This is a genomic window from Mesorhizobium shonense (genome assembly GCF_040545255.1).
GTDB classification, from domain to species: Bacteria; Pseudomonadota; Alphaproteobacteria; order Rhizobiales; family Rhizobiaceae; genus Mesorhizobium; species Mesorhizobium shonense.
In genome coordinates, this window is record NZ_JBEPLM010000001.1 from 902,011 (window position 1) to 923,543 (window position 21,533).

Consider the following 21,533-nt stretch of genomic DNA (forward strand, 5'->3'; position numbering starts at 1 on the left):
CGCCGCGAAGGGTCAAGCGAGACTGATCCACGCCGTCTTGAGGTCGGTGTATTTCTCGATGGCGTGAAGGGACTTGTCGCGGCCGAAGCCGGACTGCTTGACGCCGCCGAGCGGCACGGTGATGTCGGCGCCGCCGTAGGTGTTGACGTGGACGACGCCGGCATTGATGGCGCGGACCATGCGATGCGCGGTGGACAGGTTCGAGGTCCACACGGCGGAGGCGAGGCCGTAGACGGTGGCGTTGGCGAGGCGCACCGCCTCCCCCTCGGTGTCGAAGCGCATCACGCCGAGCACCGGTCCGAACACTTCCTCACGGGCGAGCTGCATGGTCTCCGTCACGTTCTCGAAGATGGTCGGCGCCATGTAGCTGCCGCCGGTCTCGCTCAGGATGCGTTCGCCGCCGGTGACGAGGTGGGCGCCCTCCTCCGAGGCTTTCGCGACGAAGCCGAGATTCTTGGTCAGTTGCTCGGCGCTCGACACCGCGCCGATGTCGCTCGAAAGATCCAGCGGATCGCCGACTTTCAGTTTCGTCGTCGCCTTGAGAAGCTCATCCATGAAGCGGTCGTAGATCGAGGCTTGGACGAGCAGCCGCGAGCCGGCGACGCAGACCTGACCGGAATTGCGGAAGATACCGTTAGCCGACACCACCGCCGCCTGCCTCAGGTCGGGCGCATCGGCAAAGACGGTGTTGGGCGACTTGCCGCCGAGCTCGAGGAAGACGCGTTTCAAATTGGATCGCGCGGAATATTCGAGCAGGCGGCGGCCGACCGGCCCGGAGCCGGTGAAGGCGATGGCGTCGACATCCATGTGCAGGCCGAGCGCCTCGCCGGCGACCGAGCCGCGGCCGGTGACGACGTTGAACACGCCTTCGGGCAAGCCGGCCTCGGCGGCAAGCTCGGCCAGCCGCAGCAGCGTCAGCGAGGCGATCTCCGGCGGCTTGACGACGATGGCGTTGCCGGCAGCCAAAGCCGGCGCGATCTTCCAGGCGCCGATCATCAACGGGAAATTCCATGGCACGATGACGCCGACGACGCCGAGCGGCTCCTTGTGGATCAGGCCGAGCACATTGTCGGCCGTCGGCGCGATCTCGCCATAGACCTTGTCGATCGCCTCGGCATAGTAGCGGATAGTGCCGGCGGCAGAGAGCGGCTCGGCCTTGTAGGCCATGTTGATCTCGGTGCCGTTGTCGCGCACGCCGAGCACGGCGAGCTCGTCGGCATGCTTCTCGACCAGCTCGGCGAATTTCGTCAGCACCTTCTTGCGGAAGGCAGGCGCCGCGCGGGACCAGGAGCCTTTCGCGAACGCCTTGCGCGCCGACGCGACCGCGCGGTCGACATCGGCGGCGCCGCCATCGGCAATGCTGGCGAAGGCGCGGCCGTCGATCGGCGAGATCACCGGCAGGCTGGCGCCGCTTTGCGCATCAACCTGGGTTCCATCGATGAACAGATGCCGCGCGCCGACGTCGGCCTTGCGCAGCGTGTCGATGGTGTCCTGGCTGATCATCGTCAATTGGCTCCAAGGGTTACATGAAGCGTCGCCGGCGCGCGGAACTCCCAGCCGCGGAACACCGGCTCCTTGCCCGGCACCAGCCGCAAATCCGGAAAGCGCTCCAGCAGCAAGCGTAGCGCAAGACACATCTGCTCGCGCGCGAAGAAACGGCCCGAGCAGAAATGGTGGCCGAAGCCGAAGGCGGCGTGGTTGCCCTCCTCGCGGCCGATGTCGAACCGGTCGGGATCGCTGAAGCGGCTCTCGTCGCGGCTTGCCGAGGAGACGAGCGCGGCGACCGGCGCGCCGGCGGGGATGGTGACGCCGCCGAGCTCGACAGGCCGTGTCGTCTGGCGCGTCTGCGTGCCGATCGGCGCCACCCAGCGCAGGCCCTCGTCGACGGCTTTCGGCACGAAGGTCTCCAGATCGCTGAGCACCCGGCGCAGTTGTTCGGGATGGGTGAGCAGGCCGACAAGAATGGAGCCGGCGCCGTGGCCGGGCTCCTGCATGCCGCCGAGCAGGATGACCTTGATGGTCGGCATCAGGAAATCGATGGAGCGGATCGAGCCGTCCGGCATGCCGTCATGCAGCATGTGCGACAAGGCCGAGTCGTCCGGCTCGCGGGTAAGCCGCTCCAGCGTCGGCCGAACGGCGGCGCCGACCTCGGCGCTGATTGCGTCGGCGATTTCCTGCCGCTTCGGATCGTTCTCGAAATTGATGGCGCCCTGGGCGAGGCCGTAGAACCAGCTCCGCAGGGTCGGCATGTCGACATCGGCAAGGCCGAGCGAGCGCGCGAGAGCCAGCGTCGACACCGGCTCGAAATAATCGGCCATCAGCTCGGCCGAGCCGTGCGCGGCGATCTTGTCGAGATAGGGTTCGGCGATCGACCGCACGAGATCGTTCGCATAGGACGCAACGGTGCGCGGCCGGTATTTCGGATCGACGCCCTGCCGCAGCTGTTTGTGGACCTCGCCGTCAGTGGTCAGGATGGTCGGCCTGCCGAAGGAGCGCTCGACGGGCGAGGTGCCGACAGCCGCGGAAAAAATGTCGGGCGATTTCGCGACGCTCTCGACATCCTTCCAGCGGGTGACGAACCAGAGGTTCACCGCCGGCACGAAGGCGACCGGCGCGCTGCGCCTCAACTCCGCATAGATCGGATAAGGATCAGCCTCGAGCGCCTCGATGGTGATGCTCTCGGCAAAACTCATGTCGCTGCTCCTGCTGTCTGGGAAGGGCGGCGACGAGCGCCGCCCTTTCTGTCCATCAATCCTTCAGCGGCTTGCCGAGGCTTTCGAAGGCAACCGGATCGCGACTCCTCAAAGCACTCGCCAAGAGCAGTCCGACCACGGCCGCGATCAGCACCAGCGCCGGCAGGAACACGCCGAGGAAGCCGGCGGCACCCGACAGGCTGCCGAAATTGATGACGATCAGGTAGATGATGATGACGAAGGCAATGAAGGTGAGTCCCGGCAGGACGGTGGTCTTCAGCGCGTTCTCCTGGCTCGACGGGTTGGCGCGGAAATACATCACGACGGCAAGCGAGGCCACCGCCATCATGACGATGACGCCGAGCGTGGCGACGTTGGTGAGCCACGAGAACAGTGCCAGCACCGGATCGAGGCCAAGAACGGCGAAGAGCCCGACGACTATTGCCGCAAGCACGGTCTGGATGACCGAGGCGACATGCGGGCTTTGATGCGCCGAATGCGTGACGCCGATGGTCTGCGGCAAGAGCTTCTCGCGGCCGGCGACATAGATGTAGCGGGCGACCGCGTTGTGGAAGGCCAGCACGCCGGCGAACAGGCTGGAGACGAAGAGGATGCTCATGGCATGGGTGAGCAGCGTTCCGGCATAGCGGTCGGACAGGCCGAACAGGAAGGTGGTCGGGTCCTGCAGGCCCTGCAGCGACGGCAGCAGCTTGTCGACACCGGCGCCGACCGCCATCAGCCATGCTGTGATCATGTAGAAGAGGCCGATCAGGATGACGGAGAAATAGGTGGCGCGCGGAATGGTGACCTTGGGGTCGCGCGCTTCCTCGGCATAGATCGTCGTCGCCTCGAAGCCGATGAAGGCAGCAAAGCAGAACAGGATGGCGATCGCCGGCGCGCCGCTGGTGATCTGGCTCCAGCTGAAGGGTGCGGCCGACAGGCCGCTATCGCCGCCGGTCTTGAGGATCGTCAGGTCGAGGATCAGCACGACGACATATTCGGCAAGCACCAGCACCGTCAGGATCTTGGCCGACAGGTCGACCTGGCGGTAGCCGAGCACGGCGACGATGGCGATGGCGATGAAGCTCCACACCCACCAGGGCAGCGTGATGCCCCAACCGGCGAACAGGCCTGCGGTGGCGGCGCCGAGCAGGCCCATGACGCCGATCTGCATGGCGTTGTAGGACAGGATCGCGATCAGCGCGGTAGCGCCGCCGGCGAGACCGCCGAGGCCGCGCGCGGCATAAGCATAGAAGGCACCGGCATTGCCGATGTGGCGCGACATGGCGACATAGCCCACCGCGAACAGCAGCAGCAGAAGCGTGACGATAAGATAGATGCCGGCAAAGCCGGCGCCGTTGCCCATGAGCATACCGAGCGGCGTGCCGCCGGCGACAGCCGTGAGCGGGGCGGCAGCCGAGATCACCATGAAAGTGATGGCGCCGACGCCGAGGCTGTTCTTCCTCAGCCGGTTCCCTTCGCCGGCTTCAAGTGTGGTCATTTTTTCCCTCCATTCCGCGCTGCGGAAACCAAGTGTCCCTGAGATGCCGAGGGCCTTCTGGCGGGCCGGTGATCATTTCATTATTTGCAACGGCATTTCGATATTAGACTTGCAAAGGAATCGACTTGCTGTCAAGTTAATTCGCACGTTAAGTATCTGATGGAGGGTCGGGCACGCGATGAGCACGGTGGGCAAAGCCATTTCGCTGCTGGAAATGCTGGGCAGCGGCGCGCCCGAGACGGCGCTCGCCGACCTTGCCAAGGGCGCCGGCTTTGATAAGGCGACGACGCGCCGCCTGTTGGTTTCACTTATTGCGCATGGGCTGGTGGAACAGGACGAAACCACGCGTCTTTACCGGCTGGGCGCCGGCATCGCGCGGCTGGCGCTGATGCGCGAGGCGCAGTTTCCGTTCCTGCGCATGGCGGCGCCGGTGGTCGAGCAACTGGCGGCGGAGACCGGCGAGACCGTGCATCTGTCGGAATATTCGAAGCGCGGCCTGATCACCGTTCAAGTCATCGAATCGGCTAAGGCCAACCGTGTCAGCGTGCAGCTCGGCGATGTGCTGCCGATGCATGCGACGGCGTCGGGTATCGCCTTCCTCGCCTTCACGGAAGAGCGCGTGCGCGAAGGCATTCTCACCGGGCCGCTGCCCGCATTCACGCCCTTTACGATCGGCGACGTGGAGACACTCGCCGAGCATATTGCGGCTGCTCGCGCTCGGGGTCATTCGACCGGCTCCCAGGGCTATGAGGAAGGCGTGCTCAGCGTGGCCTCCCCCATCCTCGGCGCCGATGGTTTTGCCATCGGCACCATCGCCATCGCCGCGCCTCGGGTGCGCATCCACAAGGGCGACATTGAGCGCTACGGCGCCAGCGTCGCGGCGGCGGCGCGCGAGATCGGCGAACGGCTGTTCGGGCGGCAAAATCGGCCCGGCCAGAAGCGGGCATCATAACCAACAAGAAACTGCGAGGAGACCTGACGTGGAGGAGACACGCCGAATCCTGGTTATCGGCACCGGCGACACCAAGACCGACGAACTGCTGTTCATGCGCGAGCGCATCGAGGCGGTCGGCGGCGTTGCCGTGATGATGGACGTCAGCGTGCTTGGCGATCCGCCCTACAGGCCGGAGCATGACCGGCATGCCGTGGCCGGTGCTGCCGACACGACTATCGAAGCGATCATCGCCAGCGGCGACGAGAACTCGGCAATGACGCTGATGGCGCTCGGCGCGTCGCGGCTTGCCCGCTCGCTTCATGACAAGGGCGAGATCGACGGCGTCATCGCGCTCGGCGGCTCTATGGGCACCGACCTCGCGCTCGACGTCGCGCTTGCGCTGCCGCTCGGCGTGCCGAAATTCGTCGTCTCGACAATCGCCTATTCGCATCTGTTGCCGCCCGAGCGCATCGCCACCGACCTGATGATGATCCTGTGGGCGGGCGGCCTCTATGGCCTCAACAGCGCCTGCAAGGCGGTGCTGTCGCAGGCTTGCGGCGCGGTCGTAGGCGCGGCGCAGGCTGTCGTCAAACCCGATGTATCGCGGCCGAAGATCGGCATGAGCTCGCTGGGAAAAAGCTGCCTGCAATATATGGTCACGCTGAAACCGGAGCTGGAAAAGCGCGGCTATGAGGTGATCGTCTTCCACACCACCGGCATGGGTGGACGGGCGCTGGAAGCGATTGCCGCGCAGAAGGGTTTCGTCGCGGTGCTTGACTTCAGCCTGCAGGAGCTTGCCAACCAGCTCACCGGCTCGGTGGTGAATTCGGGCAGCGACCGGCTGGAGAATGCCGGGCGCCAAGGCATCCCGCAGATCGTCGCGCCCGGCGCCATCGACATGGTGGATTTCCCGACCTGGCAGGCGGTGCCGTCGCGCTTCACCGAGCGGCCCTATCATGCGCACAACCGGCTGCTTGCCTCCGTCACGTCGGACGGGGCGACACGCAAGGAGATCGCGCGCGCCATTGGTGAGAGGCTAAGTACGGCAACCGGCCCGACCGCCTTCATCCTGCCTGTCGGCGGCATCCAGCAATGGGACAAGGAAGGCGAGCCGCTCTATGAGCCGGAGGCGCTTTCGGCTTTCGTTGAGGAGATGCGTGACCGCGTACCGCAGAATGCCGAGCTGCATGAAATCGCCGGCCACATCAACGACGCCGCTTTCAGCGCCAAGGCGCTGGAGATCTTCGACCGCTGGGTCGCCGAAGGCATCGTTCCGCCCGGCAGGCAAGCGGCATGAGCGAGGCGAAGCCAAAAGCGCTGGTGCTCGATTTCGGCGGCGTCGTGACACGCACGCTGTTCGAGACGCATGCGCTGACCGAGCGCGCGCTCGGGCTCAAGCCCGGCACGCTCAACTGGCGCGGGCCGTTCGACCCGGCCTCCGATGCGCTCTGGCGCTCGATGCAGGCCGACGAGATCAGCGAGCGCGACTATTGGAAGACGCGCACGCGCGAGGTCGGCCGGCTCATTGGCGAGGACTGGCAGGACATGTCGACCTTCGTGCAGCGGGCGCGCGGCGCCGAACCGCAGGCCGTGATCCGGCCGGAGGCCGAGCGGGCGATCCGTATCGCGCATCAGGCCGGCGTCAGGCTCGCGATCCTCTCCAACGAGCTCGACCTCTTCTACGGCAAGTCCTTCCGCGAGCGGCTGCCGCTGCTTGCGCTGTTCGACGCGATCGTCGATGCGACCTATACCAAGGTCCTCAAGCCCGACCGCCACGCTTATGCGATTGTCGGCGAGGCGCTCGAGCTTCCGCTTGCTGCCTGCGTCTTCGTCGACGACCAGAGACGCAATGTCGACGGCGCGATTGCCGCCGGCATGCCCACCGTTCATTTCGACGTCGCCCGACCGGCGCAAAGCTATGCCGAGGCGCTGGGCCATTTCGGCCTGACGCTCCTGATTGGAAAACCGGAGTCCCTCCCGATGCGTGACATCAACTTCCTCACCGAAAACAACGCCAAGCCGATCTGGCACCCGATGGCGCATCCGGCCGAAATGCGGGCGACGCCGCCGAAGATCATCATGAAGGGCGAAGGCGTATCGGTCACCGATGCCGAGGGCCGCACCGTGCTCGACGCCGTCGGCGGCTTGTGGAACGTCAACCTCGGCTACAGCTGCGATCCGATCAAGCAGGCGATGGCCGCCCAGCTCGACGCCCTGCCCTATTACTCCGGCTTTCGCGGCACCTCCACCGGACCGTCTATCGAGCTTGCCTATGAGCTCACCGAATGGTTCGCGCCGGAAGGCATGGTGCGCGCCTTCTTCACCTCGGGCGGCTCGGACTCGGTCGAGACGGCGCTCAGGCTCGCGCGCCAATATTGGAAAATTCGCGGCCAGGGCGACCGGACGAAATTCCTGGCGCTGAAGAAGGGCTATCACGGCACGCATTTCGGCGGCGCCTCGGTCAACGGCAACGCGAATTTCCGCCGCAACTACGAGCCGCTGCTGCCAGGCGTCTTCCACACGCCGGCACCGTGGACTTATCGCAATCCGTTCGACGAGACCGATCCGGCGAAGCTGGCGAAACTTTGCGCGCGGGCGATCGAGGAAGAGATCGCCTTCCAGGGCGCCGACACCATCGCCGCCTTCATCATGGAGCCGGTGCTCGGCGCCGGTGGCGTCATCGTTCCGCATGAGAGCTTCATGCCGATGGTGCGGGCGATCTGCCACCGCCACGACATCCTTTTGATCGCCGACGAGGTGGTGACCGGCTTCGGCCGCACCGGCGCCTGGGCAGGCTCGCGGCTATCCGGCGTGAAGCCCGATTTCATGACCATCGCCAAGGCGATCACGTCGGGCTATTTCCCGCTCGGCGCGACCTTGATCGGCGCCAAGGTCGCCGATGTCTTCGAGGCCGACAAGACCAGCTTCGGCGCGATCGGTCATGGCTATACTTATTCCGGTCATCCGGTCGGCTGCGCGGCTGGTCTCGCGGCGCTCGCCGAAACCAAACGGCTTGCCCTCAACGAGAACGCCGCGGCGCGCGGCGTCGAGCTCGGCAAGGCGCTCGAAGCGCTGAAGGCCAAGCATCAACTGGTCGGCGATGTCCGCTACCAGGGTCTGATGGCCGCGCTCGAACTCGTCTCCGACCGCGCCGCCAAGAAGCCGGCCGACAAGAAGACGATGGCCGCTGTCGCCGACGCCGCCTATGGCGCCGGCGTCATGCTGCGCGTCTCCGGCAACACCGTCATCCTGTCGCCGCCGCTGGTGATTTCGGCGACAGATGTGGCGAAGATCGCGGAAGGGTTGGATGTGGGACTGGCGGCTGCTGCGGCAGCCTAGCGAATAGGGAATAGCGAGTAGCGAATAGGGACCGAGCTTTTCCCCTACTCGCTATTCGCTACTCACTATTCGCTCCCTCCGCCATGCCGCCGGCGACACCCCAACCGCCTGCCGGAAGAAGCGTGAGAAATAGGCGGGATCGTTGAAGCCGGTCTCGTAGGCGATGTCCTCGACCGTGCGGATGGTGAAGAGCAGCAGGCGCTTGGCCTCGACCAGGCGCCTTTCGCCAATCGCCTGGCGCACGCCGGAACCCAGCACCTGATGCGCCGCCTTGTCGAGCAGATGGCGCGTGGTGCCGAGTTCCTCGACATAGCGCTCGACCGGCCAGTCGTCGCGAAAATGGCGGTCGATCAGCCGCCTGAGACGGCCGCCCAGCGCAACCGCGGCCGGCACTGTCACCGCATGCGATTGCGCATCGAGGCGGGCGATGTGCGACAGCGCGACGGCGACCAGCGGCGGCAGGATTTTTTCCGCGCCGGATTGCGCCTCGGCATATTCAGCCTGGATCATCCTGACTGTGTCGCCGAGCCTTTGCCAAAGCGCTGCCTCGCCCCGTCCGGTGACGAAAACCGGCTGGTCGAGCGGCAGCGCGGAATGTTCGGCGATCGTGGCAAGCGCCGCATCCGCGACCGAGACGACAATCGCGTCCGTGCCCGGCTCGATGTCGAAGCCATGCACCACGCCGCTCGGCATGAAGCTCACCGTCGGTGCCGAAAAACTCCAGGTTTCGTCCTCGATCCGGTAGATGCCCCGACCACTCGTCCAGAAGGTGACCTGCGCCATCTGCGGATGCTTGTGAGCCAGCACCCGGCCGCGATGCACGGAGGCGCGGGCTTGAACAGTTTCGACGTGCAAAAAGCCGATATCAAGGGCCCGCGCCGGTTCGCCGTAGACGAAGAATTCGGGAATGAGGGACTGGGTCATGACGCCGGAAAAAATCCAACCTATTTTGGATTTTGTCCATAACCCGCGGCAGTCAAATTCGCTAAACTTAACATGTTAAGGGAGGATGATGATGCGATCGGAAGATTTCCGTGCCGACACGTCGCGGCCGTTCACGGGCACCGAATATCTGGCGAGCCTGCGCGACGGGCGCGAGGTCTATATCAATGGCGAACGGGTGGCCGACGTCACCAGCCATCCGGCGATGCGCAATTCGGTGCGTTCGCTGGCGCGCCTCTACGATGCGCTGCACGATCCCAATCAGCAACCGGTCCTGACCTCGCCGACCGACACCGGCTCGGGTGGCTACACGCACAAATATTTCCGAGTTGCCCGCTCCGCTGCCGAGCTTGCAGCGCAGCAAAGCGCGATCGCGCATTGGGCGCGCATGACCTACGGCTGGATGGGCCGCACCGCCGACTACAAGGCGGCGCTGATGAACACGCTCGGCGCCAATGCCGAATGGTACGGGCCGTTCAAGGACAATGCGCGTGCCTGGCACAAACGCGCCCAGGAAGCGGTCCTGTTCATGAACCACGCGATCGTCAATCCGCCGATCGACCGCCACAAGCCGGCCGAGCAGGTGAAGGACGTGTTCGTGCACATCACCAAGGAGAACGACGCCGGCATCTGGGTGTCCGGCGCCAAGGTGGTCGCAACGTCGTCGGCGCTGACCCACTACAATTTCCTGGCGCAGAGCTCGGCGACGGTCACCGAGGATCCGTCGCTTTCGGTGATGTTCATCGTGCCGATGAACGCACCGGGCATAAAGATGTTCTGCCGCGTCTCCTACGAGCAGACGGCGAACAGCGTCGGCCACCCCTTCGACTATCCGCTGTCGTCGCGCTTCGACGAGAACGACGCGATCCTGGTGCTCGACAATGTCTTCATCCCCTGGGAGGACGTGCTTGTGCTGCGCGACGCGCAAAAAATCCTGTCCTTCCATCCGGCCTCCGGCTTCATGCATGGCTACTGTTTCCAGGGCTGCACGCGCTTCGCCGTCAAGCTCGACTTCCTCGCCGGCCTGCTCGCCAAGGCCTTGCGCGCCACCGGCGGCGACGCCTTCCGCGGCAACCAGGCGGCGCTCGGCGAGGTGATTGCGCTGCGCCATATGTTCTGGAGTTTTTCCAATGCAATGGCGCACAATCCCATTCCATGGGCGAACGGCGCGGTGCTGCCCAATCTCGAGGCGGCGCTCGCCTATCGCACCTTCATGTCGGAGGCTTATCCGCGCGTCATCGATACGGTGCGCCGGGTGATCGCCTCGGGGCTGATCTACCTGCCCTCCTCGGCGCGCGACTTCGACAACCCGGAGATCGACCGCTATCTCGCGCAATATGTGCGCGGCTCGAACGACATGGGCCATGTCGAGCGCATCAAGATCATGAAGCTTTTGTGGGACGCGACCGGCACCGAATTCGGCGGCCGTCATGCGCTCTACGAGCTCAACTATGCCGGCGCGCCCGAAGAGGTGCGGCTGCAGGTGCTGAAGGGCGCCGAGCGCGGCGGTCGGCTGAAGCAGATGGAGGAACTGGTCGACCAATGCATGGCCGACTATGACGAAAAGGGCTGGACCGGCGATAGCTGGCTGCCGCCGCTTGCCGCCCAGGCCAACTGACGGAGGCAGGCGATGGAGGCGCAAGTCGCGAGGCTGGAATTCCGCGAGGCCATGGCGCGGGTCTGCGCGCCGGTCAACATCGTCACCACCGACGGCCCGGCCGGGCGCGGCGGCTTTACCGCGACCGCCATGTGCAGCGTCTCCGACGATCCGCCGACGCTGCTGGTCTGCATGAACGAGCGTTCGGCGCAGACCGGCATGTTCCTCGCCAACCAGCGTTTTTGCGTCAACGTGCTGACCCAGTCGCACATGCATCTGGCGGGAAAGTTCGCCGGCGCGATCCGCGACATGGCCGAGCGTTACAGCGCCGCGCGCTGGCAGACCATGCCATCCGGCATGCCGGCGCTGCTCGATGCCATAGTGAGCTTCGATTGCGAGATCGGCGCGGTGAACAAGGTCGGCACGCACAATGTGATGTTCGGCCGTGTGGTCGACATCCGCCACGGCAGCGACGAGGCGGCGCTGCTCTATGTCGGACGCAATTACATGCAGCCGAGCGCGCTGGGCAGTTTTGGTGGGTGAGCATCTTCCCTTCTCCCCTTGTGGGAGAAGGTGGATCGGCGCGCAGCGCCGAGACGGATGAGGGGTGTTGGAAGGAATGAGGCTGCGGTGATTTCGTGCGTCTCGCCAAGCTGGAGCACCCCTCATCCGACCGAGCTTCGCTCGGCCACCTTCTCCCACAAGGGGAGAAGGGAAGTCCCGCCAAGGATCACCCCTCCGTCGATTCCGACTGAATCAGGCTCTCCAGCATATCCAGCAGGCGCTCGTGCTCTTCGGCGCCGTAGCGCTTCTCGATGGCGTCGTAGATGGCGATGCGCTCGGGCGCCAGTTCCTCGATCAGCGCCACGCCGGCCGGACTGATGGCGAGCAGCGCTCGGCGGCCGTCGTCCTTGACCTTGTTGCGGGTGATGAACTCCCGCTCCTCCATCGCCTTGATGATGCGGGTCAGGCTGGGCGGCAAGATCGAGGCGCGGTTGGCGAGCTCGGTCGCTTCCAACGGCCCTGTCTCCGCAAGCACACGCAGCACGCGCCATTGCTGCTCGGTGATGTCGTGGCGGGCAAGCATCGGCCGGAAATGCGCCATGATCACTTCGCGGGCGCGAAGCAGAGCCATCGGCAGCGAACGGCGAGTGCTGGGCGGTAGCAAAATCAGGTCTCCGAAAAATCCAATCCAGTACGACTCGCGGCAAATATTAAGGCTCGGGTCGCAGCTATATCCGCGATTTTGCCGGGAGCGGCAATCCCACCCCGGAAGCTGCATTGGCATAGAGAACGACGCTTGACATTCGGCCGTCAAGATGTAATTCACATGTTAATTACAAGGTGGAGGAACCCTTGCCGCACATGGCGATCGAATATTCGGCGAATCTCGACGCGAAGGTCGACATGGGCGAGCTCTGCGCGCTGGTCTCGCGCACCATCCTCGAAACCGGCCTGTTCGAGCCGGGCGCGGTGAGAGTGCGCGCCTTCCGCGCCGAGGCCTACGCGATCGCCGACCGGCTGCCCGAGAACGGCTTCATCGACATGAATTTCCGCATCGGCAAGGGCCGCAGCGCCGAGGAGAAGAAGCGCGCCGGCGAGGCGATCTTCGCGGTCGTCACGGATCATCTCGGGTCGCTGTTCGCCACGCCGCATTTCGCGCTGTCGCTGGAGATCCGCGAGATCGACGCCGAACTCAGCTGGAAGAAGAACGCCATCCATCCGCGCCTGCGTGGCAAGTAAACGGGCGCGGCAAATAATCGAGAACAGGAAAGACCCATGGCGGCACTGGACGACAATCTGAGAAAAGCCGAGGCCTATCTCGAACGCTTCCGCACAGACGGCGTGCTCAACCAGATCGGCGGCGAGGCGGTGCCCTCCGCCGACGGCTCGACCTTCGAGACGCTCTCGCCCGTCGACCTCAAGCCGCTTGCCACGGTCGCGCGTGGCAAGGCCGCCGACATTGACCGCGCCGCTAAGGCTGCCAGGGCCGCCTTCAAGGACTGGGCGGCGATCTCGGGCGACGCCCGCAAGAAGCTGCTCCACAAAATCGCCGACGCCATCGTCGCGCGGGCGGAGGAGATCGCCTTCGTCGAATGCATGGACACCGGCCAATCGCTGAAGTTCATGGCCAAGGCAGCACTGCGCGGCGCGGAGAATTTCCGCTTCTATGCCGACCGCGCGCCGGAAGCGCGCGACGGCCGCTCGCTCAGGGCGCCAGGCCAGCTCAACATGACGACGCGCGTGCCGATCGGCCCGGTCGGCGTGATCACGCCGTGGAACACGCCCTTCATGCTCTCGACCTGGAAGATCGCGCCGGCTTTGGCCGCCGGCTGCACGATCGTCCACAAGCCGGCGGAGCTATCGCCGCTCACCGCCCGGCTGCTGGTCGAGATCGCCGAGGAAGCAGGGCTCCCCAAGGGCGTCTGGAATCTCGTCAACGGTTTTGGCGAAGACGCCGGCCGGGCGCTGACCGAGCACCCCGATATCAAGGCGATCGGCTTCGTCGGCGAGAGCCGCACCGGCTCGATGATCATGAAACAGGGCGCCGAGACGCTGAAGCGGGTGCATTTCGAGCTCGGCGGCAAGAACCCGGTCATCGTCTTCGCCGACGCCGATTTGGAGCGCGCCGCGGACGCCGCCGTCTTCATGATCTATTCGCTGAACGGCGAGCGCTGCACCTCGTCCTCGCGCCTCTTGGTCGAAGCGTCCGTCCACGACAAGTTCACCGATCTGGTGGCGGGGAAGGCCAGGCGCATCAGAATAGGCCATCCGCTCGACCCCGAAACCGTGGTCGGTCCCCTCATCCATCCGATGCACGAAGAAAAAGTGCTGTCCTATATCGAGATCGGCAAATCGGAAGGCGCGGTGGTTGCCGCCGGCGGCGGCAAGTTCGCCGGCCCCGGCGGCGGCTGCTATGTCAGCCCGACGCTGTTCGTCGGCGCCACCAACAAGATGCGCATCGCCCAGGAGGAAATCTTCGGGCCGGTGCTGACCGCTATCCCGTTCAAGGACGAGGCCGAGGCGCTGGCTCTGGCCAACGACACGCGGTATGGCCTCACCGGTTATCTGTGGACCTCGGACGTCACCCGCGCGCTGCGCTTCACCGATGCGCTCGACGCCGGCATGATCTGGGTGAATTCGGAGAATGTGCGCCATCTGCCGACGCCGTTCGGCGGCGTCAAGAGTTCGGGCATCGGCCGCGACGGCGGCGACTGGTCGTTCGACTTCTACATGGAAACCAAGAACATCGCGTTCGCCACGGCGCCGCATTCGATCCAGAAGCTCGGCGGCTGACCGGAGACACATGATGGCCCTGCCTCAACCCAACCTCTACCCTGCCTTCAATATCGTGCGGCTCTCCCATGTCGAGCTGGCCGTCACCGACCTTGCCAAATCCCGCGCGTTCTATGTCGACACGCTCGGCCTGCAGGTGACCGACGAGACCAGCGACGCGATCTATCTGCGCGCGCTGGAAGAGCGTGGCCATCACTGCATCGTGCTGCGCAAGGCGACGACGCCGGAAGCGCGCGAGCTCGGCTTCAAGGTCTTTTCCGACGAGGACCTCGACAAGGCAGCGCACTTCTTCGCGGCCAAGGGCCTGCCGGTGGAATGGGTCGAGCGTCCCTATCAGTCGCGCACCTTCCGCACGCGCGATCCGCACGGCATTCCGCTCGAATTCTATTCGAAGATGGAGCGGCTGCCGCCGATCCATCAGAAATACGCGCTGTATAAGGGCGTGAAGCCGCTGCGCATCGACCACTTCAACTGCTTCTCGCCGAATGTCGATGAAGCGGTGGCCTTCTACAACGAGCTCGGCTTCCGCGTGACCGAATACACAGAGGATGCCGAGACCGGGAAGCTGTGGGCCGCCTGGACGCACCGCAAGGGCGGCGTGCACGACATCGCCTTCACCAACGGTCTTGGCCCACGGCTGCACCACGTCGCCTTCTGGGTGCCGACGCCGCTCAACATCATCGACCTGCTCGACCTGATGGCGACCACCGGCTGGCTGCCGAACATCGAGCGCGGACCTGGACGGCACGGCATCTCCAACGCCTTCTTCCTCTACATCCGCGATCCCGACAACCATCGCATCGAGATCTATTGCTCCGACTACCAGACGGTCGATCCGGACCTGGAGCCGATCAAGTGGGACCTGAAGGATCCGCAGCGCCAGACGCTGTGGGGCGCGCCGGCGCCCAGGAGCTGGTTCGAGGAAGGCAGCCTCTTTGCCGGCGTGAAGCCGCGCCAGTCGGATCTGGCAGCATCGCCGATTATTGCGCCTTGATAGGCTATTGGGAGATGTTCGCGTTCCTTCGCGCCCCCCTCTGTCCTGCCGGACATCTCCCCCTCAAGGGGGGAGATTGGATGTCACCTCCGCCTTCGCCAATTTTCACCGCTGCAAGAAAAGCGCCGGCCGCGAATTCTGCTGATCTCCCCCCAAGAGGGGGAGATGTCCGGCAGGACAGAGGGGGGCGCCGTAGAGCTCGACGCTTCCGGTTGGCCAACAGAACCCACTGCGGAGCATCAGCATGAGCGCGGGACGTCTCGCCACCTTTACCGCCGGCGGCAAGACGCGCTACGGCGCGATCACCGGCAAGGGCGTCGTCGACCTTTCGGCGCGCCACAGCGAATGGCCGACATTGCGCCAAGCGATCGAGGCCGGTGCACTTCGGAAACTGGCAGATGAAGCGCACAGTTTTGCCGCCGACTTCCGGGTCGAGGACATCGCCTACGAGATCCCGATCCCCTCCGCGGAAAAGATCATCTGTGTCGGCGTCAACTATCCGGACCGCAACGAGGAATACAAGGACGGGCAGGCAGCGCCCTCGAACCCGTCGCTGTTCATCCGCTTCCCGCGTTCCTTCGTCGGCCACGGCGCGCCGCTGGTGCGGCCGCCGGACTCTTCGCAGCTCGACTATGAGGGCGAGATCGTCATCGTCATCGGCAAGGGCGGCCGCCGCATTTCGGAGGCCGATGCGCTCGGCCATATCGCGGCGCTTTCGCTCTGCAATGAAGGCACCATCCGCGACTGGGTGCGCCACGCCAAGTTCAACGTCACGCAGGGCAAGAATTTCGACCGCAGCGGCTCGATCGGGCCATGGCTGGTGCCGTTCACCGATGAGGCGCAGATCGCCGATATCGGCCTCACCACCCGCGTCAACGGCGAGGTGCGCCAGCAGGACCGCACCGGGCGCATGATCTTTTCCTTCCGCAAGATCATCAACTACATCTCGACCTTCACCACGCTGGTGCCCGGCGACGTCATCGTGACCGGCACGCCGACCGGCGCGGGAGCGCGCTTCGAGCCGCCGATCTGGCTGAAGCCGGGCGATGTCATCGAGGTCGAAGCCGACGGCATCGGCCTGCTGCGCAACGGCGTCGTCGACGAGGGAACCGCCCGATGATGACCGACGAGCAAATCGAGGACGCCGCCCGCAGGCTGTTCGAAGCCGAACGCGGTCGCCGCCAGATCAGGCTGCTCAGCCTCGATTTTCCGCATGCGACGATGGATGACGCCTATCGCGTGCAGGCGGCGCTGGTGAAGCGGAAGGTCGCATCGGGGCTCACGGTCAAGGGCTGGAAGATTGGCCTAACCTCGAAAGCGATGCAGTCGGCGCTCAGCATCGACATCCCGGATTCCGGCATTCTGTTCGACGACATGTTCTTCGAGGATGGCGGCAGGGTGCCGGCCGATCGTTTCATCCAGCCGCGCATCGAAGCCGAGATCGCCTTCGTCATGAAGGCGCCGCTCGCCGGCCCGGACGTTTCCATCGACGATGTGCTCGACGCGACAGATCATGTCACTCCGGCGTTGGAAATCCTCGACACCCGCATCGAGCGGATGAACAAGGAAACCGGCAGAATCCGCACCTTCTTCGACACGATCTCGGACAACGCCGCGAATGCAGGCATCGTCGTCGGCGGCCGCGCGGCCGGACCGCGCGAGGCGGACCTGCGCTGGATCGGCGCCATCGTGTCGCGCAATGGCGAGGTCGAGGAGACCGGGCTCGGCGCCGGCGTGCTCGATCATCCGGCCAAGGGCATCGTCTGGCTCGCCAACCGGCTCCACCAGTACCGCATGCGGATCGAGGCCGGCCAGGTGGTGCTGTCGGGTTCCTTCATCCGTCCGGTCGAATGCCGACATGGCGACCAGATCCTCGCGGATTTCGGACCTTTTGGTGCGATCCGCATCGCCTTCGCCTGATCCCGTTAATCTTCTCTTCTTTTTGTGCAGTTCCGGACGGAAAACCGCCGCGCACTTTTGGAAAGAAAAAGGCCGGGCGCGAAAAGCGGCCCGGCCAAGAAATGAAGGTCATAACCTTCAGAGGGGAACATCGTCCGGCGCAATGGGAGGAAAACACCGGACGACACCCGTTATGTGGGCTTTGGCCGACCCGTTTGCGACGAACAGTATTCCAAAAACTGCCCAAAACGCGAAAAAATCTCGCTCGGGCAGTGCAAATGTTCAGCTGGCGGCCGCTGCTTTTTCCAGCAGATCGGCATAGTGCCGGCGCGCGACGTCCGGATGCGATCTCAGCCGGCTCTTCAGCACGTTGGTTCCGACGTTGCGGAAGAGCGGATTATCGGGATCGCTGGCCGGGCCGCGCGCTTCGGCCGCCAGTTCCTCCGGCAGGTCGAGCAGCGGGATGGTCGCGTCGAGACGGGCGCTGAAGAAGAACGGCACCGAGATCCGCTCGACACCCGCCGGCGGCGTGACGACGCGGTGCACGGTTGCCCTCAGATAGCCGTTCGAGGCCAGCTCGAGCAGCTCGCCGATATTGACCACGAGCGTTTGCGGAATCGGATCCACATTGACCCAGCTGCCGTCATATTCGACCTGCAGCCCCTTGTTCTCGTCCTGAAGAAGAAGGGTGAGGAAGCCGCCGTCCTTGTGCGCACCGACACCCTGGTCGTCGCCGGTGGCGTCGCGACCGAGGTAGCGCACGATCTTCATGCGGTGGTTCGGTTCGCCGCGATAGATCGGATCGAAGGCGTCTTCCGGCTGATCAAGCGAGAGCGCGAAGGCCTTGAGCAGGCGGATCGCCACCTCGGTCGCCTTGGCCTGCCAGGCAAGCAGCGCAGGCTTGAGATCGGGGAGCGCTGCAGGCCATTGGTTCGGGCCCTGCAGCCGTGTCCAGGCCGGCACACCTGGCCCTTGCGGAAGTGTCGCGCGCTCGACGCCGATGTCGAGCTGCTCGCGCCAGTCGGCCTTGCCCTTGGTCAGTTCGCCGCCGGCGCGCGTGTAGCCACGGAACTGCGGCGACTTCGCCATCTCGATGGCGAGCTTGTCGGCTTCCGGCAAGACGAAGAAACTTCGCGCGGCATCGAGCACAGCGTCGATGTCCGGCTGACTTATGCCATGGCCGCTGAGGTAGAAGAAGCCGACATCTCGAGCTGCCGTGCGCAGATCGAACAAGAAAGTCCGCCGTTCCGACGCGCCCTGCTCCAGGCGGTCGAGATCGAGCACCGGAATTATTCTGGCCATGGACAGGTTCCTCTTGCGGCAACTCTTTGTTTTTCGCAATTCCGGACGGAAAACCGCTGTGCACTTTTCCTGGAATTGCTCTGGCGTTTTTCGCAATTCCGGACGGAAAACCGCTGCGCACTTTTCCTGGAATTGCTCTGGCGACCCCGCCGCACGATGACATGCGCGGCATTGCGGGTGAAGAAACGCACCAACCAATCTCGCTGCAAACGGAGCAAGCCGGCGCTCAATTCACGGGCTTTGCGGCAAATAACGTTCGATGCGACCACCGCTTGCCGCGCGTCGCTCATCCGCGATGATCCAGCCGCGCCACCAGCCGGTCACCGATCCACTGGATGCCGCAGACCAGCACGATCAGGACGACGACCACGGCGACCATCACGCTGGTCTCGAAGCGCTGGTAGCCGTAGCGGATGGCAAGGTCGCCGAGACCGCCTGCGCCGATGGCGCCGGCCATGGCGGAGGCGCCGACCAGCGTCACCAGCGTCACCGTGAAGCCGGCGACGATGCCGGGCAGCGCCTCCGGCACCAGCACCTCGCGGACGATCGTCCAACGGTTGCCGCCCATGGCGCGCGCCGCCTCGATCAGACCGTGATCGACCTCGCGCAGCGACACTTCGGCGATGCGGGCATAATAGGGCGTCGCCGCGATCGACAGCGGCACGATCGCCGCCCAGGTGCCGATCGACGTGCCGACGATCAGCCGCGTCACCGGGATCAGCGCCACCAGAAGGATGATGAAAGGGACGGAGCGGAAGCCGTTGATCAAAGCGCCGAGGATGCGGTTCACCCACAGGTTTTCGGCGATGCCGCCGCGATCGGTGGCTACCAGCGCCAGGCCGAGCGGCAGGCCGAAGACCAGCGAAATCAGGCCGGAAGCGCCGGTCATCAGCACGGTCTCCCAGATCGAGCGGAGCAGGAGTTCAAACAGGACCGGCGACATGGCCAAGCACCTCCACCCGCGCGCCGCGATCTTTGAGGAATGCGATTGTCCGCGCGAGACGCGCGGCGTCGGCGCCGGGGACGGCGAGAAACAGTGTGCCGACAGGCTGCTCTTGGACATGATCGATGCCGCCATGCACGAGGCGGATCGGGCCAGGCACGCTGGCGCTCAGATCAGACAGCAGCGGACCACGCGCCGCTTCGCCCGCCACATCGATCCTGAGGATCGTTTCCGCGCCTTCGCCAGTGGCTAGCCGGCTCGCGATCTCGAGTGGCAGTTGCGGCCGTATGCCTCCGAGCAGGCTTCTGGTGATCTCGGATTTCGGATTGGCGAAGACCTGCCAGACCGCGCCCTCTTCGACGATCCGGCCGGCATCGATCACCGCCACGCGGTCGGCGATCGAACGGATCACCTCCATCTCATGCGTGATCAGCAGGATGGTGAGGCCGAGCCTGGAATTGATGTCCTTGAGGAGCGCCAGGATCGAGCGCGTCGTCTCCGGGTCGAGCGCCGATGTCGCCTCGTCGGAGAGCAGGAGCGCTGGACGAGCGGCGAGCGCCCTGGCAATGCCGACACGCTGCTTCTGCCCACCCGACAGCGAGGCTGGATAGGCCTTGGCCTTCTCCGACAGGCCGACAAGCTGCAGCAGTTCGGCGGCGCGCGCCATGCGCTCGGTGCGCGGCCGGCCTTCGATCTTGAGCGGCAGCGCGACGTTTTCCTCGACGGTTTTCGCCGACAGTAGGTTGAAGTGCTGGAACACCATGCCGATGCGGCGGCGCAGCGGCTGCAAGTCACGCTCGCTTAGACGGCTGATCTCGCGGCCCTCGATGAAGACCTCGCCGGAACCCGGACGCTCCAGACCGTTCAAGCAGCGGATCAGCGTCGACTTGCCGGCGCCGCTGCGGCCGATGATGCCGAGGATCTCGCCCTTGCGCACCGTGAGCGAGACGCCGTCGAGCGCGGCCGTCGCGCCGAAGCGGCGCTTCAGGCCGACGAGGCGGACGACGTCCTCCAGCCCCGTGGGCGGGATGTGGACCGGATCGGCCATTTCGGCCGTGACATGCTGGTTCATCTCTCTATCCGTTTTAGCGCCTCGCAAACGCGACGGCGGCCCGCTCAACGGCGGACCGCCCGTTCCTGCCAGCCAGGCGCCGATCAATAGGCACTGATCCCGGTGCCCTTATAGACCTTGTCGAACTCGGCCTTCACGGTGTCGTTCTGATAGGCGGCGACCAAGGTCTTCACCCAGGGCTCGTTCTCAGCTCCGGCCTTGACGGCGATGAAGTTGCGGTACGGATTGTCGGCTACCGCCTCCTGCGCGATGCGGTTTTCGGGCGAAAGCCCGCTCTTCAGCGCCCAGTCGGTGTTGACCACGGCGGCGTCGAGATCGTCGACCGAGCGGCCGACGATGCCGGCGTCGAGTTCCTTGATCTCGAGCTTCTTCGGGTTGTCGGCAATATCGGCGGTCGTCGCCAGGATGCCGGTGCCGTCCTTCAGCTTGATCAGGCCCTCATGCTCCAGCACATGCAGCGCGCGGCCCTCATTGGAGGGATCGTTCGGCAGGCCGATGACGGCGCCTTCCGGCAGGTCGTCGACCTTGGCGTGCTTCTTCGAATAGAGGCCGATCGGCCAGACGCCGGTATAGCCGACCGGCACGATATGATAGCCTTGAGTCTTGATCTGGTTGTCGAGATAGGGCTTGTGCTGGAAGGCATTGGCGTCGATTTCGCCGCGCTCCAGCGCCTCGTTGGGCTGGGTGTAGTCGTTGAAGACCACGGTCTCGATCGTCAGCCCCTTCTTGGCCGCCTCGGCGGTGACGACGCGCCAGACATCCTCGTCCTCGCCGCTGATGATGCCGACCTTGATCGCCTTCTTGTCCTCGGCGAAGGAAGGCGACGGCGCGGCGAGCCCAATGACGGTAAATGTGGCGGCGAGAAGCGCGGCAAGTCCGACGCGCCTGGTGAATGCCGTAGCGAGAGAATTTGAAGCGTTGCCGCGTTCTGACATGATGCGTTCCTTGCGATCCTGAAATCATTTCGGCCTGGCGGAATGCGAAGCCTCGATATCAGCATCACCAATGCTGCCCGCTTGG

Annotated in this window: 20 protein-coding genes and 1 pseudogene; 12 read left to right on the plus strand and 9 right to left on the minus strand. The window is 64.9% G+C overall.

The features are described 5' to 3' along the window. Nucleotides 1-12: 12 nt before the first annotated feature. The 3 genes from ABID26_RS04550 to ABID26_RS04560 are packed head-to-tail and all read right to left on the minus strand — an operon-like array spanning nt 13 to nt 4,194. Complete coding sequence (locus ABID26_RS04550; protein WP_354414074.1) at nt 13-1,503, minus strand: aldehyde dehydrogenase; 1,491 nt, start codon at nt 1,501-1,503, stop codon at nt 13-15. A 2-nt stretch (nt 1,504-1,505) separates the two neighbouring features. Beyond that, on the minus strand, nt 1,506-2,693 hold the full coding sequence (locus tag ABID26_RS04555; protein WP_292340028.1) for a cytochrome P450: 1,188 nt from the start codon (nt 2,691-2,693) through the stop codon (nt 1,506-1,508). Between the two features lie 55 nt (nt 2,694-2,748). Further along, nucleotides 2,749-4,194, minus strand: a complete 1,446-nt coding sequence (locus ABID26_RS04560; protein ID WP_292372483.1) for an APC family permease — start codon at nt 4,192-4,194, stop codon at nt 2,749-2,751. A gap of 178 nt (nt 4,195-4,372) precedes the next feature. Between ABID26_RS04560 and ABID26_RS04565 the strand changes: the two genes are divergently transcribed. From ABID26_RS04565 to ABID26_RS04580, 4 genes and pseudogenes are all read left to right on the plus strand, one after another. Next, nucleotides 4,373-5,146, plus strand: a complete 774-nt coding sequence (locus ABID26_RS04565; RefSeq protein WP_292300146.1) for an IclR family transcriptional regulator — start codon at nt 4,373-4,375, stop codon at nt 5,144-5,146. Between the two features lie 28 nt (nt 5,147-5,174). Then, the gene (locus ABID26_RS04570; protein ID WP_292372480.1) at nt 5,175-6,425 is read left to right on the plus strand and encodes a Tm-1-like ATP-binding domain-containing protein; all 1,251 of its coding nucleotides are present in this window, start codon (nt 5,175-5,177) and stop codon (nt 6,423-6,425) included. Continuing rightward, nucleotides 6,422-7,075: pseudogene (locus ABID26_RS04575) on the plus strand (HAD-IA family hydrolase); the annotation flags it as partial. The gene ABID26_RS04570 and the pseudogene ABID26_RS04575, both read left to right, overlap by 4 nt. Before the next feature lie 33 nt (nt 7,076-7,108). Next, nucleotides 7,109-8,467 (plus strand): aminotransferase class III-fold pyridoxal phosphate-dependent enzyme, encoded by a 1,359-nt coding sequence (locus ABID26_RS04580; RefSeq protein WP_292372478.1) that lies wholly within the window; start codon nt 7,109-7,111, stop codon nt 8,465-8,467. Nucleotides 8,468-8,518: 51 nt separating this feature from the next. Here ABID26_RS04580 and ABID26_RS04585 read toward each other — a convergent pair whose 3' ends face one another. After that, entirely contained in the window at nt 8,519-9,391 is an 873-nt protein-coding gene (locus ABID26_RS04585) for a helix-turn-helix domain-containing protein (RefSeq protein ID WP_292372476.1), read from the minus strand. A gap of 91 nt (nt 9,392-9,482) precedes the next feature. Here ABID26_RS04585 and ABID26_RS04590 point away from each other — a divergent pair, with 91 nt between their 5' ends. Together ABID26_RS04590 and ABID26_RS04595 are read left to right on the plus strand one after the other, a co-directional pair. Beyond that, entirely contained in the window at nt 9,483-11,027 is a 1,545-nt protein-coding gene (locus ABID26_RS04590) for a 4-hydroxyphenylacetate 3-hydroxylase N-terminal domain-containing protein (protein ID WP_126102817.1), read from the plus strand. Between the two features lie 12 nt (nt 11,028-11,039). After that, on the plus strand, nt 11,040-11,549 hold the full coding sequence (locus tag ABID26_RS04595; RefSeq protein WP_126101620.1) for a flavin reductase: 510 nt from the start codon (nt 11,040-11,042) through the stop codon (nt 11,547-11,549). A 187-nt stretch (nt 11,550-11,736) separates the two neighbouring features. On the opposite strand, the gene hpaR is transcribed toward ABID26_RS04595, so the two are convergent. After that, on the minus strand, nt 11,737-12,141 hold the full coding sequence (gene hpaR / locus ABID26_RS04600; RefSeq protein ID WP_245460374.1) for a homoprotocatechuate degradation operon regulator HpaR: 405 nt from the start codon (nt 12,139-12,141) through the stop codon (nt 11,737-11,739). A 221-nt stretch (nt 12,142-12,362) separates the two neighbouring features. Between hpaR and ABID26_RS04605 the strand changes: the two genes are divergently transcribed. From ABID26_RS04605 to hpaH, 5 genes are all read left to right on the plus strand, one after another. After that, a complete protein-coding gene (locus ABID26_RS04605) occupies nt 12,363-12,749 on the plus strand; it encodes a 5-carboxymethyl-2-hydroxymuconate Delta-isomerase (RefSeq protein WP_126101622.1) in 387 nt (128 codons plus the stop codon). A 36-nt stretch (nt 12,750-12,785) separates the two neighbouring features. Further along, entirely contained in the window at nt 12,786-14,303 is a 1,518-nt protein-coding gene (gene hpaE, locus ABID26_RS04610; RefSeq protein ID WP_292344786.1) for a 5-carboxymethyl-2-hydroxymuconate semialdehyde dehydrogenase, read from the plus strand. A gap of 13 nt (nt 14,304-14,316) precedes the next feature. Further along, nucleotides 14,317-15,297: a 3,4-dihydroxyphenylacetate 2,3-dioxygenase gene (gene hpaD / locus ABID26_RS04615; protein ID WP_126102818.1), complete on the plus strand. Its 981-nt coding sequence runs from the start codon at nt 14,317-14,319 to the stop codon at nt 15,295-15,297. A gap of 244 nt (nt 15,298-15,541) precedes the next feature. After that, the gene (locus tag ABID26_RS04620) at nt 15,542-16,417 is read left to right on the plus strand and encodes a fumarylacetoacetate hydrolase family protein (RefSeq protein WP_126101624.1); all 876 of its coding nucleotides are present in this window, start codon (nt 15,542-15,544) and stop codon (nt 16,415-16,417) included. Continuing rightward, nucleotides 16,414-17,217 carry a 2-oxo-hept-4-ene-1,7-dioate hydratase gene (hpaH, locus tag ABID26_RS04625; RefSeq protein ID WP_189521321.1) on the plus strand — a complete coding sequence of 268 codons (804 nt, stop codon included), beginning with the start codon at nt 16,414-16,416 and terminating at the stop codon, nt 17,215-17,217. The genes ABID26_RS04620 and hpaH overlap by 4 nt, the downstream gene beginning before the upstream one ends. Before the next feature lie 261 nt (nt 17,218-17,478). Here the strand turns inward: hpaH and ABID26_RS04630 are convergent, their stop codons facing one another. Beyond that, nucleotides 17,479-18,498 carry an isopenicillin N synthase family dioxygenase gene (locus tag ABID26_RS04630; RefSeq protein WP_126101625.1) on the minus strand — a complete coding sequence of 340 codons (1,020 nt, stop codon included), beginning with the start codon at nt 18,496-18,498 and terminating at the stop codon, nt 17,479-17,481. Nucleotides 18,499-18,524: 26 nt separating this feature from the next. On the opposite strand from ABID26_RS04630, the gene ABID26_RS04635 reads away from it, so the two are divergent. After that, nucleotides 18,525-18,797: a hypothetical protein gene (locus ABID26_RS04635; protein WP_354414083.1), complete on the plus strand. Its 273-nt coding sequence runs from the start codon at nt 18,525-18,527 to the stop codon at nt 18,795-18,797. On the opposite strand, the gene ABID26_RS04640 is transcribed toward ABID26_RS04635, so the two are convergent. The 3 genes from ABID26_RS04640 to ABID26_RS04650 all read right to left on the minus strand — a co-directional run bounded on the left by ABID26_RS04640 (nt 18,785) and on the right by ABID26_RS04650 (nt 21,448). Then, nucleotides 18,785-19,441 carry a methionine ABC transporter permease gene (locus ABID26_RS04640; protein WP_126101626.1) on the minus strand — a complete coding sequence of 219 codons (657 nt, stop codon included), beginning with the start codon at nt 19,439-19,441 and terminating at the stop codon, nt 18,785-18,787. The genes ABID26_RS04635 and ABID26_RS04640 overlap by 13 nt on opposite strands. Then, entirely contained in the window at nt 19,422-20,513 is a 1,092-nt protein-coding gene (locus tag ABID26_RS04645) for a methionine ABC transporter ATP-binding protein (RefSeq protein ID WP_292372472.1), read from the minus strand. Before ABID26_RS04645 ends, ABID26_RS04640 begins: the two co-directional genes overlap by 20 nt. Nucleotides 20,514-20,596: 83 nt before the next feature. After that, nucleotides 20,597-21,448, minus strand: coding sequence for a MetQ/NlpA family ABC transporter substrate-binding protein (locus tag ABID26_RS04650; RefSeq protein WP_354414086.1), 852 nt, complete (start codon nt 21,446-21,448; stop codon nt 20,597-20,599). Nucleotides 21,449-21,533 lie beyond the last annotated feature (85 nt).